This is a genomic window from Aquitalea aquatica (assembly GCF_013911085.1).
Lineage (GTDB): Bacteria > Pseudomonadota > Gammaproteobacteria > Burkholderiales > Chromobacteriaceae > Aquitalea > Aquitalea aquatica.
Genome location: NZ_JACERN010000042.1, coordinates 289,670 through 308,604, shown reverse-complemented (window position 1 = coordinate 308,604; position 18,935 = coordinate 289,670). Strand labels below are relative to the sequence as shown.

At 55.4% G+C, this 18,935-nt stretch carries 15 protein-coding genes; 2 read left to right on the top strand and 13 right to left on the bottom strand.

The genetic code is table 11. From position 1 onward, the window contains the following. Positions 1-250: 250 nt before the first annotated feature. The 7 genes from H2Z84_RS19050 to H2Z84_RS19020 form a co-directional block, all read right to left on the bottom strand. Positions 251-1,492, bottom strand: coding sequence for a zonular occludens toxin domain-containing protein (locus H2Z84_RS19050; RefSeq protein ID WP_181837355.1), 1,242 nt, complete (start codon positions 1,490-1,492; stop codon positions 251-253). Between the two features lies 1 nt (position 1,493). Next, positions 1,494-1,841 carry a DUF2523 family protein gene (locus H2Z84_RS19045; RefSeq protein ID WP_181837354.1) on the bottom strand — a complete coding sequence of 116 codons (348 nt, stop codon included), beginning with the start codon at positions 1,839-1,841 and terminating at the stop codon, positions 1,494-1,496. A gap of 3 nt (positions 1,842-1,844) precedes the next feature. Next, positions 1,845-3,149 (bottom strand): hypothetical protein, encoded by a 1,305-nt coding sequence (locus H2Z84_RS19040; protein WP_181837353.1) that lies wholly within the window; start codon positions 3,147-3,149, stop codon positions 1,845-1,847. A gap of 172 nt (positions 3,150-3,321) precedes the next feature. Beyond that, on the bottom strand, positions 3,322-3,543 hold the full coding sequence (locus tag H2Z84_RS19035) for a hypothetical protein (protein WP_181837461.1): 222 nt from the start codon (positions 3,541-3,543) through the stop codon (positions 3,322-3,324). 145 nt (positions 3,544-3,688) lie between these two features. After that, positions 3,689-5,428: a replication endonuclease gene (locus H2Z84_RS19030; RefSeq protein WP_181837352.1), complete on the bottom strand. Its 1,740-nt coding sequence runs from the start codon at positions 5,426-5,428 to the stop codon at positions 3,689-3,691. A 1-nt stretch (position 5,429) separates the two neighbouring features. Further along, the gene (locus H2Z84_RS19025; protein ID WP_181837351.1) at positions 5,430-5,645 is read right to left on the bottom strand and encodes a hypothetical protein; all 216 of its coding nucleotides are present in this window, start codon (positions 5,643-5,645) and stop codon (positions 5,430-5,432) included. Positions 5,646-5,647: 2 nt separating this feature from the next. After that, the gene (locus tag H2Z84_RS19020; protein WP_181837350.1) at positions 5,648-6,004 is read right to left on the bottom strand and encodes a single-stranded DNA-binding protein; all 357 of its coding nucleotides are present in this window, start codon (positions 6,002-6,004) and stop codon (positions 5,648-5,650) included. A 270-nt stretch (positions 6,005-6,274) separates the two neighbouring features. On the opposite strand from H2Z84_RS19020, the gene H2Z84_RS19015 reads away from it, so the two are divergent. Both H2Z84_RS19015 and H2Z84_RS19010 read left to right on the top strand, forming a co-directional pair. Further along, positions 6,275-6,745 carry a hypothetical protein gene (locus tag H2Z84_RS19015; protein ID WP_181837349.1) on the top strand — a complete coding sequence of 157 codons (471 nt, stop codon included), beginning with the start codon at positions 6,275-6,277 and terminating at the stop codon, positions 6,743-6,745. A gap of 697 nt (positions 6,746-7,442) precedes the next feature. Further along, positions 7,443-8,627, top strand: a complete 1,185-nt coding sequence (locus H2Z84_RS19010) for a tyrosine-type recombinase/integrase (RefSeq protein WP_258869487.1) — start codon at positions 7,443-7,445, stop codon at positions 8,625-8,627. 68 nt (positions 8,628-8,695) lie between these two features. Here the strand turns inward: H2Z84_RS19010 and H2Z84_RS19005 are convergent, their stop codons facing one another. The 6 genes from H2Z84_RS19005 to H2Z84_RS18980 form a co-directional block, all read right to left on the bottom strand. Next, positions 8,696-10,024: an EAL and HDOD domain-containing protein gene (locus H2Z84_RS19005; protein WP_309545502.1), complete on the bottom strand. Its 1,329-nt coding sequence runs from the start codon at positions 10,022-10,024 to the stop codon at positions 8,696-8,698. 214 nt (positions 10,025-10,238) lie between these two features. After that, positions 10,239-10,889, bottom strand: a complete 651-nt coding sequence (locus H2Z84_RS19000) for a TetR family transcriptional regulator (protein WP_181837347.1) — start codon at positions 10,887-10,889, stop codon at positions 10,239-10,241. Positions 10,890-10,979: 90 nt separating this feature from the next. Continuing rightward, the gene (gene adeC / locus H2Z84_RS18995) at positions 10,980-12,419 is read right to left on the bottom strand and encodes an AdeC/AdeK/OprM family multidrug efflux complex outer membrane factor (RefSeq protein WP_181837346.1); all 1,440 of its coding nucleotides are present in this window, start codon (positions 12,417-12,419) and stop codon (positions 10,980-10,982) included. Further along, a complete protein-coding gene (locus H2Z84_RS18990; RefSeq protein WP_181837345.1) occupies positions 12,419-15,562 on the bottom strand; it encodes an efflux RND transporter permease subunit in 3,144 nt (1,047 codons plus the stop codon). The genes adeC and H2Z84_RS18990 overlap by 1 nt, the downstream gene beginning before the upstream one ends. A 15-nt stretch (positions 15,563-15,577) precedes the next feature. Further along, positions 15,578-16,741 carry an efflux RND transporter periplasmic adaptor subunit gene (locus tag H2Z84_RS18985; protein ID WP_181837344.1) on the bottom strand — a complete coding sequence of 388 codons (1,164 nt, stop codon included), beginning with the start codon at positions 16,739-16,741 and terminating at the stop codon, positions 15,578-15,580. 526 nt (positions 16,742-17,267) lie between these two features. Next, a complete protein-coding gene (locus tag H2Z84_RS18980; RefSeq protein ID WP_181837343.1) occupies positions 17,268-18,845 on the bottom strand; it encodes an ABC transporter substrate-binding protein in 1,578 nt (525 codons plus the stop codon). Positions 18,846-18,935 lie beyond the last annotated feature (90 nt).

The following is an 18,935-nucleotide window of genomic DNA, read 5'->3' as shown; positions in this document are numbered from 1 at the left end:
CGGACCGTCATTTCCTCCTCTATCAATTTTTCTTTCCGGGGGAAAGTGAAAAGCGGTTTGACCGCTGGATGTGGACAAGGTGCGCAGGGGTGACGCCCTGGACTGATTTCACTCGCGGCAGCTTGATGTGGGAAGTGTTTGCACCTGGTGCGGCGAACGCTGGGGGGTATATCTGGATGCAGTCGCCGGGCCGCGCGCGCTTATAACGTGACCCGTGTTTTAGCTTTATTTGTTGTATTAATGCAAAAAATCATAGTTTTCCGATTGGCATGTTTTTTGCATTATTGACAGGTGGATTTTTATTTAAATCAGAATTGATTTCAGCCTGCTGAGGCTTGCCCTGAAAAGGCATCGCGGCAGATAAATCAGGTGCTTTAATAGATATGGGCTTCGATTCCGTGACAGGCTTGGATTCTACTGCACCAGGTGAATCACAGTAGACATACATAGGCCGGGAAAGCTTGGGGTGATCGACAATGACAAGGCACTCGTTAACAGTACGAATTGAATAACCAGCATCAGAAAGCTGTGGTCCAGTCTGCTGCATGATTTCCTGACCATCCCGACTCACAGCAAACAACCAGACTTGCTTGGCCTTGCCAATGATGGAGGCCTTAATAGACAAGCGCATACCGGCAAAGGGGTCAGAATCCATCTGAGAAGGCTTTTCAGCCCTTGCAACGTAATCACCCAACGGAGCGGACGCAGAAGGCTTAGGAACGGGTGGCTGCGGACTGGAAGCGGACATTCCAGCAGTCAGCGGAGGGACAGGCTTTTTAGGCTTTTGTGTGTAATAGCTATATGCAGCACCGGCACACATGAAAAGGAAAATGCCCCAGAAAATCCGAATAGCCCATTTCCACCGCACAAAGCGATTAGACACATCCGACCCCGTAAACTCATCAACAGACCCCACAGACTGAGTGTGGCTCTTGTAGAACTTATAGTAAGCAGGTTTGTACTTTCGCTCACCAATCTCGATTTCTTGCGAACTGGGACGCTTAAGGCCGTCATACACCTTGCGGATATAAGCGTCAGGCTCACCAAAAGCCAATTTCTTGCGGACATAGTAAGTGAACTGCACCATGTCACAAATATCCTTATCCAGCTTGCCGTAACTCTGAGAAATCAGCAGCCAGTCATACCCATAGTGGCCATGCATAGAGGCCAGCTCTTGCAACCACCTGGGCGTATCGCCCCGCTTCATGACGAACTGGCATTCATCCACAACAAACAGCGGACCACGACCCGTACCAGGATCACGCCATTCATGGTGCCAATGCGATTCCAGGCTAAAAGCCTTTACCCGGCCATCATCCCTTATCACGACCAGGAGCTTTGCGTACTCTGCATTGATTGCCGCAAACATGTCCACATTAACCGGTAGATTGGTGACCACCATGCGGCCCGATTCCAAAGCAGCCAGAATATGGTAAACAGTGGCCTCATAAGACTTGCCAGAACGTGGGGCGCCGAGCAACAAGTTAATCATATCAAGACCCCAAGCGAGTAAACGGGATAACCTGCAAAAGCAAACGCACGCCAATGGCACCAATGATTAATGCTATAGCCTGGCCAGCACCAATCACACCAAGCATATTTCTAGTTTCAGCCGGCAGTATGGTTATATATTGAGCAACATTCATTGCGTTAAAATCAAAGCTAATTGTATTCATTATAAAGATTGCCAAATCCAAGACTTGCCCAAATAGCCAAGAGCCTAAGTCAGTACCAAGCAACCACAAGGCAGCAAAGGCAGCAACAAAAAGTGCAATAATGATTGCCGCCATCGAAACAAACTTGGATAGGATTTGAGCAAAAAAGACGCCTAGAAAGCCCATTGATTAACCTCCAAATATAATGGCGCGAGATACAAAGACGGCAGTAAGCATTAAAACGGCTCTTACAAAGTCATATATCCAACAAGGGGTGGGTATTTGCATGGAACCCGTATTGACCCAGTGATTATTTGTGTCAATAGAAAACGATGGGCACGTACCACCAGAAATAGAAGGCACTAGCGTTTGAAGTGATTTAACAAAAGCCGTTTGTTTAAAGGAATCTTGTTTTGAAAGCCAAACACCTTTAAGTCCATCAGGATATTTTTGAATATACAAATCAGGTACTGTCGGCATGCTAGGGTCAGTCCAAGTGGGCGTTTGATCAGGCTTTTCATCTTCTGTTGTTGTTGTTTCCGGTGGAGATGCATTGCCCTTTGAATCTGTATTCTGAGTTGTTGTTGTAGTTACATTTTTATTGTTAATCGTGGTGTCATTAATATTCCAAACTGTCTGAGTTGTTACATTTTTTATTGTTGTAGAGCCATCAGGATTGGTAGTCTTTTCTGAAGTGGTAATGGGTGGGCTTTTGTATGACCCATCAGGACTGGAAAATTTATAAGGATTTGGCGCGTGAGAGTAATCAATGTCATCATGAGTATCTGCAAGGTCTTTTGCAGCGCCAACAGGATCAACCTGCTTAGACAAATCATCAATTTCGGTGTCAGTAACTGGATTTTTAGTAGCTGAAGAAGTTGGAACACCCCACGATGTAAATCTATTTCCATTTGGTTTATATGTAACATCACAAATAAACCAACCGGGACTGCTCTGATGCCCCCCGTTGAATTGCAACGTGGAAATAGGAGCACCAATATAAGTAGAGACTTGCTGCAAGCAAGCCATTACGGGCTGACCCTCTTTATGCCAACCCGGCGCAGTGCAGCCAGCAGTTACTTGACACTTTGCAGAGTCCAGCCATTCCCATCCCTTCTGTATTGCGTAGTTAGCAATAATGCTAGCCGCTATACCATAAAGAAAACCCTTGCCTGCATTTTTTAAAACACCTTTAGCATAACCAGCAAGAGCAGGCTTGGGGATTTCAATAGCCTCAATAACCTTAGGATTTAAAACCCTGCCGGTATTTCCCTCAATTAATTTAACAGTAATTTCCCGCTCAACCCTAACCGCATCAGCAGCAGCGCCAGATACAGAGGCACTATTAACTTTGTACCATGTCGTTGTTGGTTGACCTGAAACGCCTATTTGACTACCAGTAACTGGCAGTGAAGCATTAGGGCCAGTCAAAGGACCACCGGCATAAGAGATGGATGCGGCAAAAGCAATCAATATGCCGACAATGAACCACATTAGATTACGAATATGCCGCATAGCATCACCACTTTGTATTAATGCCGACAATGAGAGCAGAGGCAGAAACAACCCCAGTAAGGAAGTAAACCAACTGCCACAAATCAGGAATTAGAGTATCCATAATAAAAAAGGGAGCCGAAGCCCCCTCCCTCCTTAGCAAGGGGACTGGTTAAGCCTTCTTGATGCCACGCTTAGCCAGATCGATACCCTTGAAGCTGATGGCAATGCCGAGAACGCCAGCAGCAAGAGCACCGCCGACCCATGCAGATACAGAAGTGAAATCGATATTGGGAGCAGTAAATGCCACGGCAGTGGTATCAGCAAAAGCCGGAGCAGCTACAACGGTGGCAACGAGTACGCCAGCGATTTTCTTGAGAGAGAAGGTTTTCATTTCAAAACTCCTTACAGGTTTAAAAGGCACTACGGGGGTTACATCTTTTGAATTCCACTCTTCATGGCGGAAATCATCAGACCAAAACAATAAAACGTGACAGGGGCAATAAAACCCGATTGAAACGCCGTATTCATTACTACGGTTATTGCATCCATGGTGGTGGCCAATGAGTAATAAGCGAGGATTCAAAAGGATCAGAGGAGTCAATTTCGTCCAGGAGCGCTTCCCGATGAGAAATTCTAGAAACCGACTGCTGCTGGTGCGTACAGTTAGTGATACGAGTCCAAGGGCGGCTTGCGCCGCCATGGCCGTCCTCCTCCGTGCGGTGGCCATGGGCGGCTGCACCAAAAAGAGGATGAGAGATTGTCCAGGTGTGAATCCTTGAAATGGCGATGACGCCGAAGGCATCGACACCTTTTGCAGTGGCAGACTCTTCGCCATAGCGATTTGTGACCGGCTCGGAATACAGGGCTGCGGCCAGCTCTTTGCGGGAGGCAAAGGGGCCGCCCTGGAGCATCACGTAGCCGGCCCAGTCGCTGGCTTGCGTCGCGGTAATGATGTCGGCCAGCTCGGAACGCTGCTCAGTGGCATCAAGACGACGAAGCTCACGCCAAACAGTGACCGGCGCACAGCCTATCTGCTGAAACTGACGAATGCCCCACTTTGCCCAGGACTCAACACGGATGGCAGTTTCATGTAGCAGAGCCGGATTATTGGGATTCGATTCATGGTCAAATTCGCCCAGGGCGAGAGAGTCCGCTTTGCGGCCATCCACGTTTTTGCAGATGTATTTGGCGACGTAACCACAGGCCGAGCCATTGAGCAGGTCAATCTTTTTAAAAGTGCAGCGGCGACGCCAGGCACCTCGCTCGGATGGATTGACCTGGAGCGCATAAGAGCGCAGCACTTTACGGATATCACGGCGGTCAGCCTCATTGAAGAACAGCACCATGTGCCAATGCGGGGTACCGTCGTGATGTGGCTCAGCAACACGGAACCCGTACATGCGAATGCCCTTGCGGTGGAGCTTTGCCCTGGCACGTGACCAGACTTTCTGCAGGTGCGCTTGCGCCTCACGCGGGCCAATGCCTGGCTGATAGTTCGGATTAAGCTGGCCGGTTTTGGACAGCCGAGGGTGATAGCTACCGGGGCATGTCACAGTGAAGAAATCACAGGCATGGCCCTGTTGCTTGGCGATGGTTTCGAAGCCGCGAAGGCGAACCATCAGCTCAGCACGACGGATCAAAGGATTGGCCGGTGAAAGTGCAGCGAGATCAGCAAGGCTGTATTCCTGCCCCAACTCATTGATGACGAGCTGATTAGCAAGGACTTGTGCGGAGCGACGCTTGCGCTGGATCGTGCGCTTTACTTGGTCGTCTGAGGCGTATAACCCGGCGCGATTATGCACACGTCCGGCAATAATGGCTCCTCGCTCAGCAAGACGAGAATGAACCGCCCTAATCTGGCGCTTCCAGAATGCCAAGTCACAGGCACGGGCCCAGACTGAATCTGTCGTGTGGGGCTTTTTTGTCCAGTCCGGTAGGTGAAGATGGTAGAGCCCGGCCAACGCTTGTACGTCAGCAAGTGAAGCGCCGGACCGCCGCAACCAACTCGTATGCCGAGATAACGCCTTTGCCTTTGCATCGATATCAGCTTCATCAAGGTAGAGAGAACGAGGCACACCAATAGAACGGATTGCCTCAGTCGTGAACTTGAGCCAGCTATTAGCCGGAGCGCTACGGAGCCATGAAGACACAGTAGCGGGTTTGACCAGGCGCGCATTCCACTCGTCAGCGATGTCGTCAGACAGGGCAGACGGCAGGCCAGCCAGAAACGGCTTGAGATAGGCCTTGTTAGGAACGAGCAGCTGGGCAATAGACATATCAGACCTCTACGAACTCGATAGGGGTCAGGAACGTCAGACCCTTAGGGGTCCGGTAGATAGCAAGCTGTTCAGGTGCATATTCAAAGAAGTCAGCGCCCAATCGCTCCAACTCGACCTTTTCCGATGCAGTGAGATCCATAAATTGGACACGGTGCCAGTCCCAAAACATGGGGCTGTGCGGCATGATTTCCGGGAGATTGGGCGCAGCATTCATGATTAGCCAGCCACCTTGGCTTGAGCTTGAGTAGGCTCTTTAGGGATACGCTGGCTGATGGCCATTGCGGTGGCCTTCATGTACTCCTCAACCGTAACTAGGTGCGCATCCACAGCCAGCGCATCGTAGCGATCACTGAAAATGGAAGTGGGGGACAGCATGTAGAAGCCCGGTTGGTACGGTTTGGCATCGTCAACCAGGCGCAGCTTTACCTCAGTCGGGTAGCGTTTCAGCTGGCCGGATTCCGCATCAAACATGTGGGCGTAAACGACTTGGTTGCGGATTTTCCACGGTTGACCGTTATCACGGGTGCCGGTGCGCTCTTGCACGTCGGCGCGTTCAACTTCGATTACGAGCATGGCTATTTCCTCAGAATGATTCAGGGGCGCAGTGCATCCGACTTGGAGATGAACACCTCTGATGACAAAACCGGTAAGGCTTACAAAACGACCTGGAAGGGTGGACATGAGGCAATGGCCATGACAGCGCCAGCGACCGGAACAGAAACGATTTACTTGCATGTCCGAGCCTCCTCTATAATCAACACATATCAGTGACTACACATAAGCCTGTGTGCACTATAGACACAGTCCTATGTTGCACACAAGCCTATGTAAAAGGAGGGCAGAATGAAGAAATCAATCGACTACCTGAAAGAAGCAAAAGAAAAGCTAGGAGTGGAATCGGATTACGCCCTGGCAAAAGCGCTAAAAACGAACCAACAAAACATAAGCCGGTACATGGCAGGCGGGTCAGTAATGGACGATTACCACTGCCTTGTAGTGGCAAAAGCACTAGGCATTGACCCCATGAGAATCATCGCCGCAGCGCAAGAAGAACGTGAAAAAAGCGAGGAAAAACGGGAGGTTTGGCGGGATTTCAGGCAGGCACGAGAGAAGCAGGGCGGCCAAGCACTCGTGCCGGTGATGGCAATACTAGGCAGCCTGATGCTGATAACGATGACTGCATTGCCTAGCGTAAGCAGTGCAGGTGCATTAGCTAATGATTATATATTATGTCAAATATGCTGTTATTGTGGCTCGTGGCTCGTGGCTCGTGGCTCGTGGCTCGTGGCTCGTGGCTCGTGGCTCGTGCGGTGAGACTGCATCCTGAAGTATGGCTGCGCAGTAATGAACTCGGCGTCAGTTACCTAAAGGCAGGATTGGAATGCATGGTTCGGTGTCTAACAGCTCGAACCGGCATGCACTGTCCTTACTATTGTGATTAGCTCATCCCGGCATGATGCGCTCGTGCATGATGAGTGCCGAGTTGAAGCGCAGAGGCTGCTGTGGAGATATCCGTGCACAAGATTTCAATGGGCCGGACTACACATAGGCAGGCTTGTAAGCTGCGTACGGATGGATGGCACGATCAGTGGCGGCCAGTGAATGGTCCGGGAGCCGACTCGTGCTTATTCGACGCAGGGCTGCACGCCCGATGCGGAGATAGCTTCCACAGCCATGTGTGCCAGCGGGCATGATAATACAAGCCAAGCCACCAGCCACTGCCACGGCGAATGAGTCACCGAGTCTTGGCCTCCGGCGGTAATGGCAATGCAAGCGAACGATGTGGACAGGGCGCTGCTGACCACACCTCCCCTGCGGGGAGCTCCTTGCGATAGTAGGCCGGAAGGTGTGGTGATTGCTGTGAAATGACATACCTGAAGTGAGCAGGCAAGCGGGCAAAAAACTGGTTATAATTCACCATTATCCACATAATGTTGATATTTATTTAAATGTTTTATTGCAAATTAATCGCCATGCAATTGTCGGCTTTCCCAGGCGCTGGAGTGATTGTTTGAGCTTCCCTGCCTTGATTATTGAGCCAGATGATCAGTCGGACGCTACCGGCTCGGCTGGATTGCAGCCTGCGGCAACCCATGGTTGGAACCGTCAGCAAGGTGCCTGCCTGATCGATGCCGATTCCGATGTCGAGGCGGTGCGCACCTGGCTTAAGGAATACCGCAACCGGCCGCGCACGCTGGATTCGTATCGAAAGGAGGCCGAACGCTTTTTGTTGTGGGCGTCCATCAAGCGGGGCAAGAATCTGTCGGATGTCAATCGCGATGATGTACTGGAATATCGCGAATTTCTGCGTAACCCGGATGTCAGCTGGTGCGGACCAACCCGGCCGCGCAGCCATCCAGACTGGAAACCCTTTGCCAAGTGGTCGCCGCACAAGCACGGCTTGTCGGAATCGTCCTGCCTGCAGGCTCAGGTTATTCTGGCCAATCTGTTCCGCTATCTGGTTGAGGCTGGTTATCTGCGCCACAACCCGTTTGCACTCAAGCGTGGGCGCTCACCCGATGCCCGGGCCATCCATGATGAGCGCCTGCTGGAGAAGGAAACCATCGATTTTCTGTTTAACTGGCTGGAGACCCTGCCCGCAGAAACCGAGCGGGAAAAGCGCCATGCGGAGCGGGCCTTGTGGATTATTTCGCTGTACTACTACACCGCTGCGCGCTTGCGCGAAATTCCGGCAGCACGCATGGCAGACATACGGCTGATCCGGGGCAACTGGTGGTTTCGGGTGACGGGCAAAGGTGACAAGGAGGGGCTGGTGCCGGTGCCGGCTGCCCTGCTGGCAGCCTTGCAACGCTATCGCAATTTTCTGGGGCTGACTCCCCTGCCCTCGCCGGCCGAAGCCACGCCGCTGGTTTGCAGCGTATATGGGGAAATGGCTGCAATCAGCGCCGATTCGCTGTACAAAATCATCAAGGCGATCATGAAATCTGCGGCTGATGATGCCAGGGCCTGCGGTCACAGCCAGATTGCTGGCAATCTGGAACACGCCACCACGCACTGGCTGCGGCACAGTTCGGCTTCGCATCAGCTGGAGGCCGGCCTGCCACTGCTGACGGTCAGTCAGAATCTGCGCCATTCACAGATTGAAACCACCCGACGCTACCTGCATACCGAAGATGACGACCGGCACCAGGCTACCGTTAACTGGAGCAAGCCTGGCAAGCGCTCACCCGGCTAGTGCCCCGTTGATAACGCTAGCGGCCTCCTCCGCCATCACCCGTGATGGGTCAAGGGCGGAGGCTTGCGCTACACCCCTTCCACATTGCTTTGCACTTCGCTTTCGCTTAGTACTTCTTGCGCCCACACCACGGCTTCCATATACACGCTACTGACCTGATCAAGGTCGACATCCATTTGCTCGGCCAAGCTGGTGATGCGTTCGCCGTCATCCTGCTCGCAAGCCTGGGCCAGCTGCAGGGGGGCGGCAAACAATCCCTTTTGCTGCAGCAGCGCGTCGGAAATCATGAAAGGCAGATCCAGCGGCTCCAGCGCCTCGGCCAGAGTCAGGTTGAGCAAATCACCCAGCAGGGAAAACATGCCGGTCAGAAACAGATGCTCGGCTTCCAGCTTGTTACCACGGATAATGCCCAATTCTTCCATGAAGTGGGCGCGGATCAGCGACTTTTCCAGCAGTGACAAGGTGGCACCACCATCACTATCCGAGGTGAACAGTAATAACGACAGCCATTTGAATAGGGCGCTGCGCCCCAGCAGCATCAACCCCTCATCGATGGTCTGGATCTTGCGTGACAAGCCATTGATAGGCGAATTGACAAAGCGCAGCAGCTTGAACAGCAATAGCGAATCCAGCTTGAACTGGGCTTCAATCTCCGCCACCGGCGCATTGGCGCGCAACAGGCGCATGATTTCCAGCACCCGTCCCTGGCTCGCGCCTTCTTTCTGGCTGACCCGGTTTTGTGCGACCGACAGATAAGAGCCATGAAACAAGGCAAAGCGATCGCTATTGGGGGAGTGGCGGCATAGTGCCAGCTCTTCGGCGGTATTGATATTGCGGGCCAGCCAGCGCATTTGCGGATAACGCTGTGGCAATTGTTCCAGCAAGGGAAACAGCGCCCGCGTATTGGGTGCGGCGAAATCCAGCACCATGTAATCCACACGCTGATACAGTGCCAGCGCAGCCGGAGCCGTGCCATAGCGCGCCGGCTCCACGGCAAAGCGCAGCCCGGCAGCGCGCAGTGCATCCAGCTGCGGCATTACCGTATCGGCCAGTTGCTCACCATCCAACAGCTCCAGCAAATAAATGGCGCTGGCTGCCGGCAGCTCCTGTTGCAACAAATCATCCAGCGAGGCCAGTGAGACATGAATGAATGCCCGCCGATAAGCCAGCAGGCGGAATATATTCATATTTTTCAGTGTGTTGAATAGCAGCTGATCGAAGCTCCGGCGACTGGCCGCCGGCCGGGCTACCGCGACACTTTCCTTGACCGCGAATTCGTAGGCAACAATGCGCTGCGACTGATCCTGAATGGGCTGGTGCGAAACAAAGCCCAGTGTCTGTGGCAGCTTGAAGGGCGTTGCCTGAGTGGCCCCATCATCAAGCGCAACGGGCTGCACCGGTGGTGGTGCACTATTCGCTACGGACTCTCCCCGACCAAGCAATCCGCCTAATATTTTTTTAAACATGATGTACTCTCTGACAGAAACGACTGCCTGGCTGGGCCTCCGGCCGCTGATTCCAGAGCGCCCACAGCTGGCCGATAAGACAGCTGCGCCATGGCCATGACAGTGTAGTCAGTATTGCGCAAAAGGGAAAATCAGATACTGCGCTTCACTGCGGGGCAGGTAGCCAGCAATCGTCAACAAACACCCCGGCAAAAAACGGGGTCAGCAGCTGCGCGCAGTGATTTTCCAGGTCGACCACCTGGGGGTTGAGCATCCAGCTGTCGACCAGCCCGCAAATCATCGAATGCAGGCAGCCGGAGGCGCAGGCGAGATCGATACCCGGCCTGACCTGCCCTCTTTCCGCCGCCTGACTCAGCATGGCGTGTAGATTGCCCACCTTTTCCATCAGCCAGGAACGATCCAGCAGATAGGAGTTCTGCATTTCGCCGACAAATTCGCAGCGCAAATTGATGATGCCCACCACGCGGGCGACGCGCTGGCTGGTGGTTACCAGCTGCAACACACCACAGCTGTGTTGCCACAAGCGCTGTGCCGGGGTCAGCCCCGGGCGGTGGTCTTCAACTAGCAGCGCCTGCATCATTTCTTCGAACTGAGGAAAGGCCCGTTCGCACATGGCGTTGAACAGGTCGGACTTGTTATCGAAGTGCCAGTAAATGGCGCCACGAGTCAGGCCGGCGTGTGCGGCAATGCCAGCCAGCGTGGTCTTGCTGACACCATGCTCCCAGAACAGCTGCTCCGCAGCATCCAGCAACAGGTGTCGGGTTTTATCTGCTTCTTCTTTGGTCTTGCGTGCCATCGTGTCATCACCGGAATCATGGCCGGGTACATTGCCCGGCCTTTGGAGTATTGCCAGAGGCCGCCATGCCGTAGGCACGGCGGCCTTTGCTTAGCTGCCCTGCTCCGGCGCTTGCCAGCCGCCGCCCAGCACCTTGTACAAGGTCACCAGATTGGATGCCTGCGACAAGCGGGTGCTGATCAGGTTTTGCTGCGCCGAATACAGACTGCGCTGTGCCACCAGCAAGGTGAGGTAGCTATCCACCCCCACCTTGAAACGGGCTTCCGACAGCTGCAGGCTGCGTTGGCTGGACTGCACCAGCGCCTGCTGTGCCCGCAACTGGGTGCCCACCGTGCCACGCACCGCCAGCGCATCGGCCACCTCGCCAAAAGCAGTCTGGATAGCCTTTTCATACTTGGCCAGCGAGATGTCTCGCGCCACTTTGGCTGATTCCAGATTGGCGCTCAGGCTGCCGGCATTGAAGATGGGCAGATTAATCGACGGGCTGAACGACCAAGTACCACTGCCGGCCTTGAACAGATCGGACAGATTGCTGGAGCTGGCGCCAGCACTGGCGGTCAGGCTGATGCTGGGGAAAAACTTCGCCCGCGCCGCACCGATATTGGCATTGGCCGCTTTCAGGTCGTGCTCCGCTGCCAAAATATCCGGACGGCGCTGCAGCAGCTCGGACGGCAGACCAGCCGGCAAGTCGGCAAGCCGGCTTTGGGTTTCCAGTTCGCCACCTTGCAGGATGCCCGGCGGAATACTGCTCCCCACCAGCAAGGTCAGCGCGTTTTCATCCTGCGCTACCTGTCGCTGATAGCTGGCCTGGTCGGCCAGTGCTGACTGCACGGTCGAGTCGGCATCGCTCAGATCCAGCTCGGTTGCTGCGCCCACCTCCAGCTTGCGCCGGGTCAGCTCGTACGAAGCCTGCTGCGACTTGAGTGTGTTCTGCGCCACCTGCAAGTGCTGCCGGTCTGCCAGCAGGGTCAGGTAGGCATTGGCCACTTCCGCCACCAGCGACATCTGCGTACTGCGGCGGGTTTCCTCCAGCGAGAAGTAGTTTTCCAGCGCCTGCTGTTTCAGGCTGGACAAGCGGCCGAACACATCCAGCTCGTAAGCGCTGAAGCCGATGCCGGCGCTATAGCTGTGGCTGAGGTAAGCACTGCCGGTGGAACTGGAGTTGGCAGACACCCGCTGGTTGCTGCCACTGCCACTGGCGCTGACAGACGGGAACAGATCAGCCTTGGTGATTTGATACTGCGCGCGTGCCGCTTCGATATTCAATGCTGCCACACGCAGATCGCGGTTATTCTCCAGCGCCAGTGTGATCAGCTGCCGCATGGCAGGATCGGTAAAAAACTGCTGCCAGGCCAGCTGGTCAGCCGATGTGCTGCCAGCCTTGGCGGCTGGCACCCCCAGATAGGCCGGGCCGCTCGGCCATTGCGCCGCTACCGGCGACGCGGGCTGCTGATATTGCGGGATCAGCGAGCAGCCGGCCAGTGCCGTCGCCAACAGCGACAGGCTGCATAGCTTGATGAATCGGGACATTACAGGCCCTCCTTGCTGATGCCGTGCATATCATCTGCCCGCTTCTTGGGCGGAAAACGGCGACGGATGACCACGAAAAAGACCGGAACCAGGAAAATCGCCAGCACAGTGGCGGAGATCATGCCGCCCATCACCCCGGTACCAATGGCGTTCTGGCTGCCGGAACCGGCGCCATGGCTGATCACCAGCGGCAAAATACCCAGGATGAAGGCCAGTGAAGTCATCAGGATGGGGCGCAGCCGCATGCGTACCGCTTCCATGGTGGCGGCAATCAATTCCTTGCCGTGTTCCTGCTGCTCTTTGGCAAATTCCACAATCAGAATGGCGTTCTTCGAGGCCAGACCGATGGTGGTCAACAGACCCACCTGGAAATACACGTCATTGGACAGGCCACGCACACTGGCAGCCAGCAAGGCCCCGATCACCCCCAGCGGCACTACCATCATCACCGAGAAGGGGATCGACCAGCTTTCATACAAGGCCGCCAGACACAGGAAAACGATGAGCAGCGAAATGGCGTACAGCGCCGGTGCTTGCGAGCCGGACAGGCGCTCTTCGTAAGACAGCCCGGTCCATTCGTAGCCGATGCCTGCAGGCAGCTGCTTGATCATGTTTTCCATCTCGCTCATCGCAGTACCGGTACTGACACCGGCAGCGGGCGAACCCTGGATTTCCACCGACGACTGGCCGTTATAGCGTTCCAGACGCGGCGAGCCAAAGCCCCAGTGCGAGCTGGCAAAGGCCGAGAACGGCACCATGCTGCCGCTGCTGTTGCGGACATACCAGTTGCCCAGGTCTTCCGGCGACATGCGATAAGGTGCATCGCCCTGCAGATAAACCTTCTTGATGCGGCCGCGGTCGATGAAGTCGTTGACATAGCTGGAACCCACTGCCGTACTCAGCGTGCTGTTGATGTCTGCTACCGACACGCCCAAGGCATTGGCCTTTTCATGATCAACATCCAACAGGTATTGCGGGTTGTCGCTCAGACCGTTGGGGCGTACCGCCATCAACAGCGGGTTCTTGGCAGCCATGCCCAGCAACTGGTTACGCGCAGCCATCAGCTTGTCGTGCCCCAAGCCAGCACGGTCCTGCAGTTGCAGGTCGAAACCGGAGGCGTTGCCCAGTTCCATCACCGCTGGCGGGGCAAAGGCAAAGATCATGGCATCGCGGATCTGGCTGAATGCACCCATGGCACGGCCAGCGACCGCTTTCACGGTCAGGTCCGGCCGGTTACGCTGATCCCAGGGCTTGAGCTGGACAAAACCCAGACCCATGTTCTGGCCGCTACCGGCAAAACCGAAGCCGGACACGGTAAACAGCGAATTGACGGCTGGATCCGCCAGGAAATGCTTTTGCACTTGCAGCAAGGCAGCATCGGTACGTTCCTGGGTGGCACCCGGCGGCAATTGCACCTGGGTAAACAGAATGCCCTGGTCTTCTTCCGGCAGGAAGGACGTCGGCAGCCGCATGAACAGCACCGCCATGGCGATGATGATGCCGAGGTAAATCACCATATAGCGCAGCGATTTTTTCAGCATGCGCGCCACGATGCCCTGATAGCGCTCGCTATTGCGATCGAAGGTGCGGTTGAACCAACCGAAGATGCCGGTGTATTCGTGACCGACACCATGGCCTTTCTCCACTGGCTTGAGCAAGGTTGCGCACAAGGCCGGGGTCAACACCAGGGCCACCAGCACCGACAGTGCCATCGACGACACCACGGTAATGGAGAACTGGCGATAGATGACGCCGGTAGAGCCACCAAAGAAGGCCATCGGCACAAACACCGCCGCCAGCACCAGCGCGATACCGATCAGTGCGCCGGTAATCTGGCCCATTGATTTACGAGTGGCTTCACGCGGAGGCAGGCCCTCCTCGCTCATCACCCGTTCGACGTTTTCCACCACCACGATGGCATCATCTACCAGCAGGCCAATGGCCAGCACCAGGCCAAACATGGTCAGGGTGTTGATGGAAAAGCCCGTGGCGGCCATCACGCCAAAAGTACCCAGCAGCACTACCGGTACCGCGATGGTGGGAATCAGCGTGGCGCGGAAGTTTTGCAGGAAGACATACATCACCACAAACACCAGGCCGATAGCTTCCACCAGGGTCTTGACCACTTCCTCGATGGAGATTTTTACAAACGGCGTAGTGTCATACGGATACACCGCCTTCACGCTCTTGGGGAAATAGGCGGACAGCTCGGCTACCTTGTTACGTACCGCCTGGGCGGTATCCAGCGCATTGGCACCACTGGCCAGCTTGATGGCCACACCGGTCGCCGGCTTGCCATTGAACAGGGCCTTGGTGCGATAGGTTTCTGCCCCCAGCTCGATGCGCGCCACATCCTTGAGCAGCACGCGCGAGCCATCGGCATTCACTTTTAGCAGGATTTTGCCGAACTGCTCGGCGCTGGACAGCCGGGTCTGCGCCACGATGGTGGCATTCAGCTGCTGGCCAGGCTTGGCCGGCAGGCCACCCAGCTGGCCGGCCGATACCTGGGCATTCTGTGCCGTGATGGCAGTGGAAACATCGCCGGTAGTCAGTTGGTAGCTGTTGAGCTTGTTGGGGTCCAGCCAGATACGCATCGAATACTGCGAACCAAACAAGGACACTTCACCCACGCCATTGACCCGGCTGAGGGTATCCTGCAGGTTGCTGGCAACATAGTCACCCAGGTCGGTGCCGTTCATGCTGCCGTCTTCCGAGACAAAACCCACCACCATCAGGAAGTTACGCGCCGACTTGGTGACGGTAATGCCCTGCTGCTGCACCACGGTGGGCAAGGCAGCCATGGCAGACTGCAGCTTGTTTTGTACCTGTACCTGTGCGGTATCCGGATTGGTGCCGGCATCGAAGGTCATGGTGATGCTGACCGCACCGGTGTCATCGCTGGTGGAGTTCATATAACGCAGGTGATCAATACCCTGCATTTTCTGCTCGATCACCTGGGTAACGCTGTCTTCCACGGTTTTGGCCGAAGCACCGGGATAAGTCGCGTTGATGGCAATCTGCGGCGGCGCGATGGCCGGGTACTGTGACACCGGCAGGCTGCGAATCGACAGCAGGCCGGCCAGCATGATCACGATGGCGATCACCCAGGCAAAGATCGGCCGGTCAATAAAAAATTTTGACATGAATCTTTTCCCGGTTTACTTGGCGGCAGAGGCGTTGGCAGCGAGCGGCTCCGCCTTGACGACGGTACCGTCCTGCACCTTCATCAGACCTTCCACGACAATGTGCTCACCCCCTTGCAGGCCGCTGTCCACCAGCCACTTATTGCCCACGGTCTGGCTGGTCTTGATGGTGCGCGCGCTAACCTTATTGTCCTGGCCCACCACCATCACCACCGCTTCGCCCTTCTGGTTGCGGCTGACAGCCTGCTGCGGCAGCAACAAGGCATGTTGGCGCACACCCTGCTCCAGCCGCGCACGCACAAACATCCCCGGCAGCAATTCGCCATTCGGATTATCAAAGGCGGCGCGCAGCGTCACCATGCCGGTGCTGGCATCCACCGTGATGTCGGAAAACTGCAGTTCGCCTTCTTTGGCGTATTCACTACCGTCTTCCAGAATCAGTTTGACCTTGGCCTTGCCTGGCTGGCTTTGCAGTGCACCCTTGGCGAAGTCACGGCGCAGATGCAGCAGCTCGGTGCTGGACTGGGTCATGTCGACATAGGCAGTCGCCAGTTGCTGCACTGTGGCCAGTGCGGTGGTCTGGTTGGCGGTCACCAGTGCACCAGCGGTCACGCTGGATTTGCCAATACGGCCGCTAACCGGCGCGGTGATGCGGGTGTAGGCCAGATTGATGCGGGCGGTTTCCACGGAAGCCTTGGCAGTGGCCAGATCTGCGCGCGCCTGCAGCAAGGCCGCATGCGCATCATCATTGTCCTGGCTGCTGATGGCCTTGATTTCCGCCAGCTGTGCATAGCGCCGGGCTTTGAGTTCTGCTGATGTCAGCGTCGCTTCGGCCTTGGCCTGGCTGGCCTGGGCAGTCTGATAGGCGGCCTGGTAGGTGTCAGGATTGATCTGGTACAGCACCTGTCCGGCCTTGACCTCGCTGCCTTCGGTAAACAGGCGCTTCTGAATGATACCCCCGACCTGCGGGCGGATTTCAGCCACGGTAAAGGCAGAAATCCGCGCCGGCAACTCGCGGCTGAGAACAGTACCCTGCGCCTGCAGGGTGATGATGCCGACGCTGACCGGGCCGGCGGCAGGCATGCCGCCGGTTTGCGACTTGCCACAGCTGCTCAGTGCAGCGGACAGCAGCAATGCGGCGACAAGCTTGAGAGCGGGTGAAGCTTGCTTGATGTGCATAAACATTCCAGAGCTTGAAGATGATGAAGAACTGCACTGTGCCGGGTCTGAGCGCCCAGTCGTTCAGTTGGCTTATTTTAAATACATACGCGGCTGTATGCTTGCAAATAAGTAGGTAAATTCTGGTAAAGCATAGGCTGGCGTGCCGTGGATGGCTGGATTTATTGCCCAATACCTCAATTTTTAAACCAAATTACTACTGATTATTAAATCAAAAACTTCACAATAATGACATTACTGCAACAGTACGTAGGTTTACTTAGGTATTTTCACGAGTTATTTACATATTGTCTGGGAAGGCTCTCAGAAATAAGTAAGATAGGACTAACAGATACAGCGAGCAGGCAACAATATGCCAGCCGCCTGAATACTCTGTGACAAGCTGCCGGCAGGCCTTGGGGAAGGCTCCGGCAACAGCGTACGAACACATCGGGGAAGATGCGTGCAAGCGGGAACAGACTGCCAAAGCAGTCAACAAGCCAGACCTTGCTGGCAGCGGGAATGATCCCGCTGCCAGCCGGGCGGCCTATTTCACATAGACATCCTCAAAGCCGAACGACCCGTTCGGATTCATCACAAAGCCCCGCACTTCCTTGCGCATCGGAATATAAATGCGCGAATGTGCCATGGTGATCCAGGGCCGTTCGCGTTTGAAAATATCCTGGGCTTTCAGATAGTAAGCAGTACGCTGCTTGCGGTCGTTGGTCTGGCGGGCTTTCAGCAATAGCTGGTCAAATTCCTGATTACAGAAACGCTGGCCGTTCTTGCTGACACTGCAGGAAAGCGAAGTCCACAGAAAGTCATCCGGATCGCCGGAATCGCTGGTCAGTCCGCTCATATAGACATCATGCTCGCCCTGCCCGGCCCGTTTCAGATACTCACCCCATTCGTAACTCTGGATATTGGCCTTGACGCCTATCCTGGCCCAGTCTTGCTGGATCATCTGCGCCATCAGTTTGCCATTGGGGTTGGTTGGCCGCTGCACCGGCAAGGCCCACAGGTTGATGCTGAAACCATCCGGATAGCCTGCCTTGGCCAGCAACTGGCGCGCCCGCGCCGGATTGTATTCATTGCGGGTTTTACCGTTCCAGCCCCACACCGCTGACGGGAAGGGATTAACCGCCTGCGTGGCACCGCCTTTGGGAAACAGCGCCTTGAACAGGGCATCGCGGTCAATGGCGATATCCAGCGCCACCCGTACATCACGGCTGGCCAGTTGTGGCCGTTTCAGGTTATAGGCCAGGTAGGAAATATTCATGGCACCGGTGCTGTCGACCTTGATGTTGCGGTCGGCTTGCAGACTGTCCAGGTCGGCCTCGCGTACTGCTGCCGCCAGCTGGCATTCATTGTTTTTCAACTTCTGGATGCGCACCTGCGGATCGGTGACGATAGCGAAAATCAGGCTGCGGGTGAGTTGCGGCCGCCCCCAGTAGTCCGGATTGGCCTGCAGGCGCACGGCCGAATCCTTGGCATAGCTCTTGAACTGGTATGGCCCGGTACCGACCGGCTGCTGGTTGATGTCGGCAGCACGGTTTTGTTGCAGCAACCGGTCTGCGTATTCAGCAGACTGCATGCCGGCAAAGCCCATGGCCAGAAAACTCAGAAAGGTGGCATTACGCTCTTTCAGTTGCAGCCGCACCGTATAAGGGTCTATTTTCTGCACACTGGCTAGCGACTGGGCGATGCCGTAATTGGCCGGCCCCAGCAGCTGGGTCTTGAAGGCCATGTTGAAAGCCAGTTCCGGCTTGATCCAGCGCTGCACGGTGAACACCACGTCATCGGCGGAAAAGGGGCGGGTCGGGCTGAAATAATCCGTATGCTGAAACTTCACACCCTTGCGCAGATGAAAGGTATAGCTCAAACCATCTGCCGATATTTCCCACTTACTGGCCAAGGCCGGCACGATGTCCACCCCGCCGCGCTTGAAAGCCACCAGGCCCTGGAAAATCTGCCGCGTCACATTATAAGTGGATGCGCTATCCCATAACGCCGGATCAAAGCCCTCCGGTGCCGTTTCGGCACAGAACACCAGGGGCTTGGCTGCCAGTGCCGGCATGGCTGCGGCGCTTAGGCTTGCCGCTAGTAGCAGCGTGTGCAATTTCATCGAAACCTCCCTTGTGCAGTGGCTGCAGCATTGCCATGCCACCAAAGCCCGCATCATAACCGAAACCACAAAGCAGCCACCCAGCACTGG

What these genes read in the sequence shown, in the direction of transcription:
- H2Z84_RS19050 (WP_181837355.1), bottom strand. Translation starts at nt 1,492, where the DNA reads ATGATTAACTTGTTGCTCGGCGCCCCACGTTCTGGCAAGTCTTATGAG.
- H2Z84_RS19045 (WP_181837354.1), bottom strand. Translation starts at nt 1,841, where the DNA reads ATGGGCTTTCTAGGCGTCTTTTTTGCTCAAATCCTATCCAAGTTTGTT.
- H2Z84_RS19040 (WP_181837353.1), bottom strand. Translation starts at nt 3,149, where the DNA reads ATGTGGTTCATTGTCGGCATATTGATTGCTTTTGCCGCATCCATCTCT.
- H2Z84_RS19035 (WP_181837461.1), bottom strand. Translation starts at nt 3,543, where the DNA reads ATGAAAACCTTCTCTCTCAAGAAAATCGCTGGCGTACTCGTTGCCACC.
- H2Z84_RS19030 (WP_181837352.1), bottom strand. Translation starts at nt 5,428, where the DNA reads ATGTCTATTGCCCAGCTGCTCGTTCCTAACAAGGCCTATCTCAAGCCG.
- H2Z84_RS19025 (WP_181837351.1), bottom strand. Translation starts at nt 5,645, where the DNA reads ATGAATGCTGCGCCCAATCTCCCGGAAATCATGCCGCACAGCCCCATG.
- H2Z84_RS19020 (WP_181837350.1), bottom strand. Translation starts at nt 6,004, where the DNA reads ATGCTCGTAATCGAAGTTGAACGCGCCGACGTGCAAGAGCGCACCGGC.
- H2Z84_RS19015 (WP_181837349.1), top strand. Translation starts at nt 6,275, where the DNA reads ATGAAGAAATCAATCGACTACCTGAAAGAAGCAAAAGAAAAGCTAGGA.
- H2Z84_RS19000 (WP_181837347.1), bottom strand. Translation starts at nt 10,889, where the DNA reads ATGGCACGCAAGACCAAAGAAGAAGCAGATAAAACCCGACACCTGTTG.
- adeC (WP_181837346.1), bottom strand. Translation starts at nt 12,419, where the DNA reads ATGTCCCGATTCATCAAGCTATGCAGCCTGTCGCTGTTGGCGACGGCA.
- H2Z84_RS18990 (WP_181837345.1), bottom strand. Translation starts at nt 15,562, where the DNA reads ATGTCAAAATTTTTTATTGACCGGCCGATCTTTGCCTGGGTGATCGCC.
- H2Z84_RS18985 (WP_181837344.1), bottom strand. Translation starts at nt 16,741, where the DNA reads ATGCACATCAAGCAAGCTTCACCCGCTCTCAAGCTTGTCGCCGCATTG.
- H2Z84_RS18980 (WP_181837343.1), bottom strand. Translation starts at nt 18,845, where the DNA reads ATGAAATTGCACACGCTGCTACTAGCGGCAAGCCTAAGCGCCGCAGCC.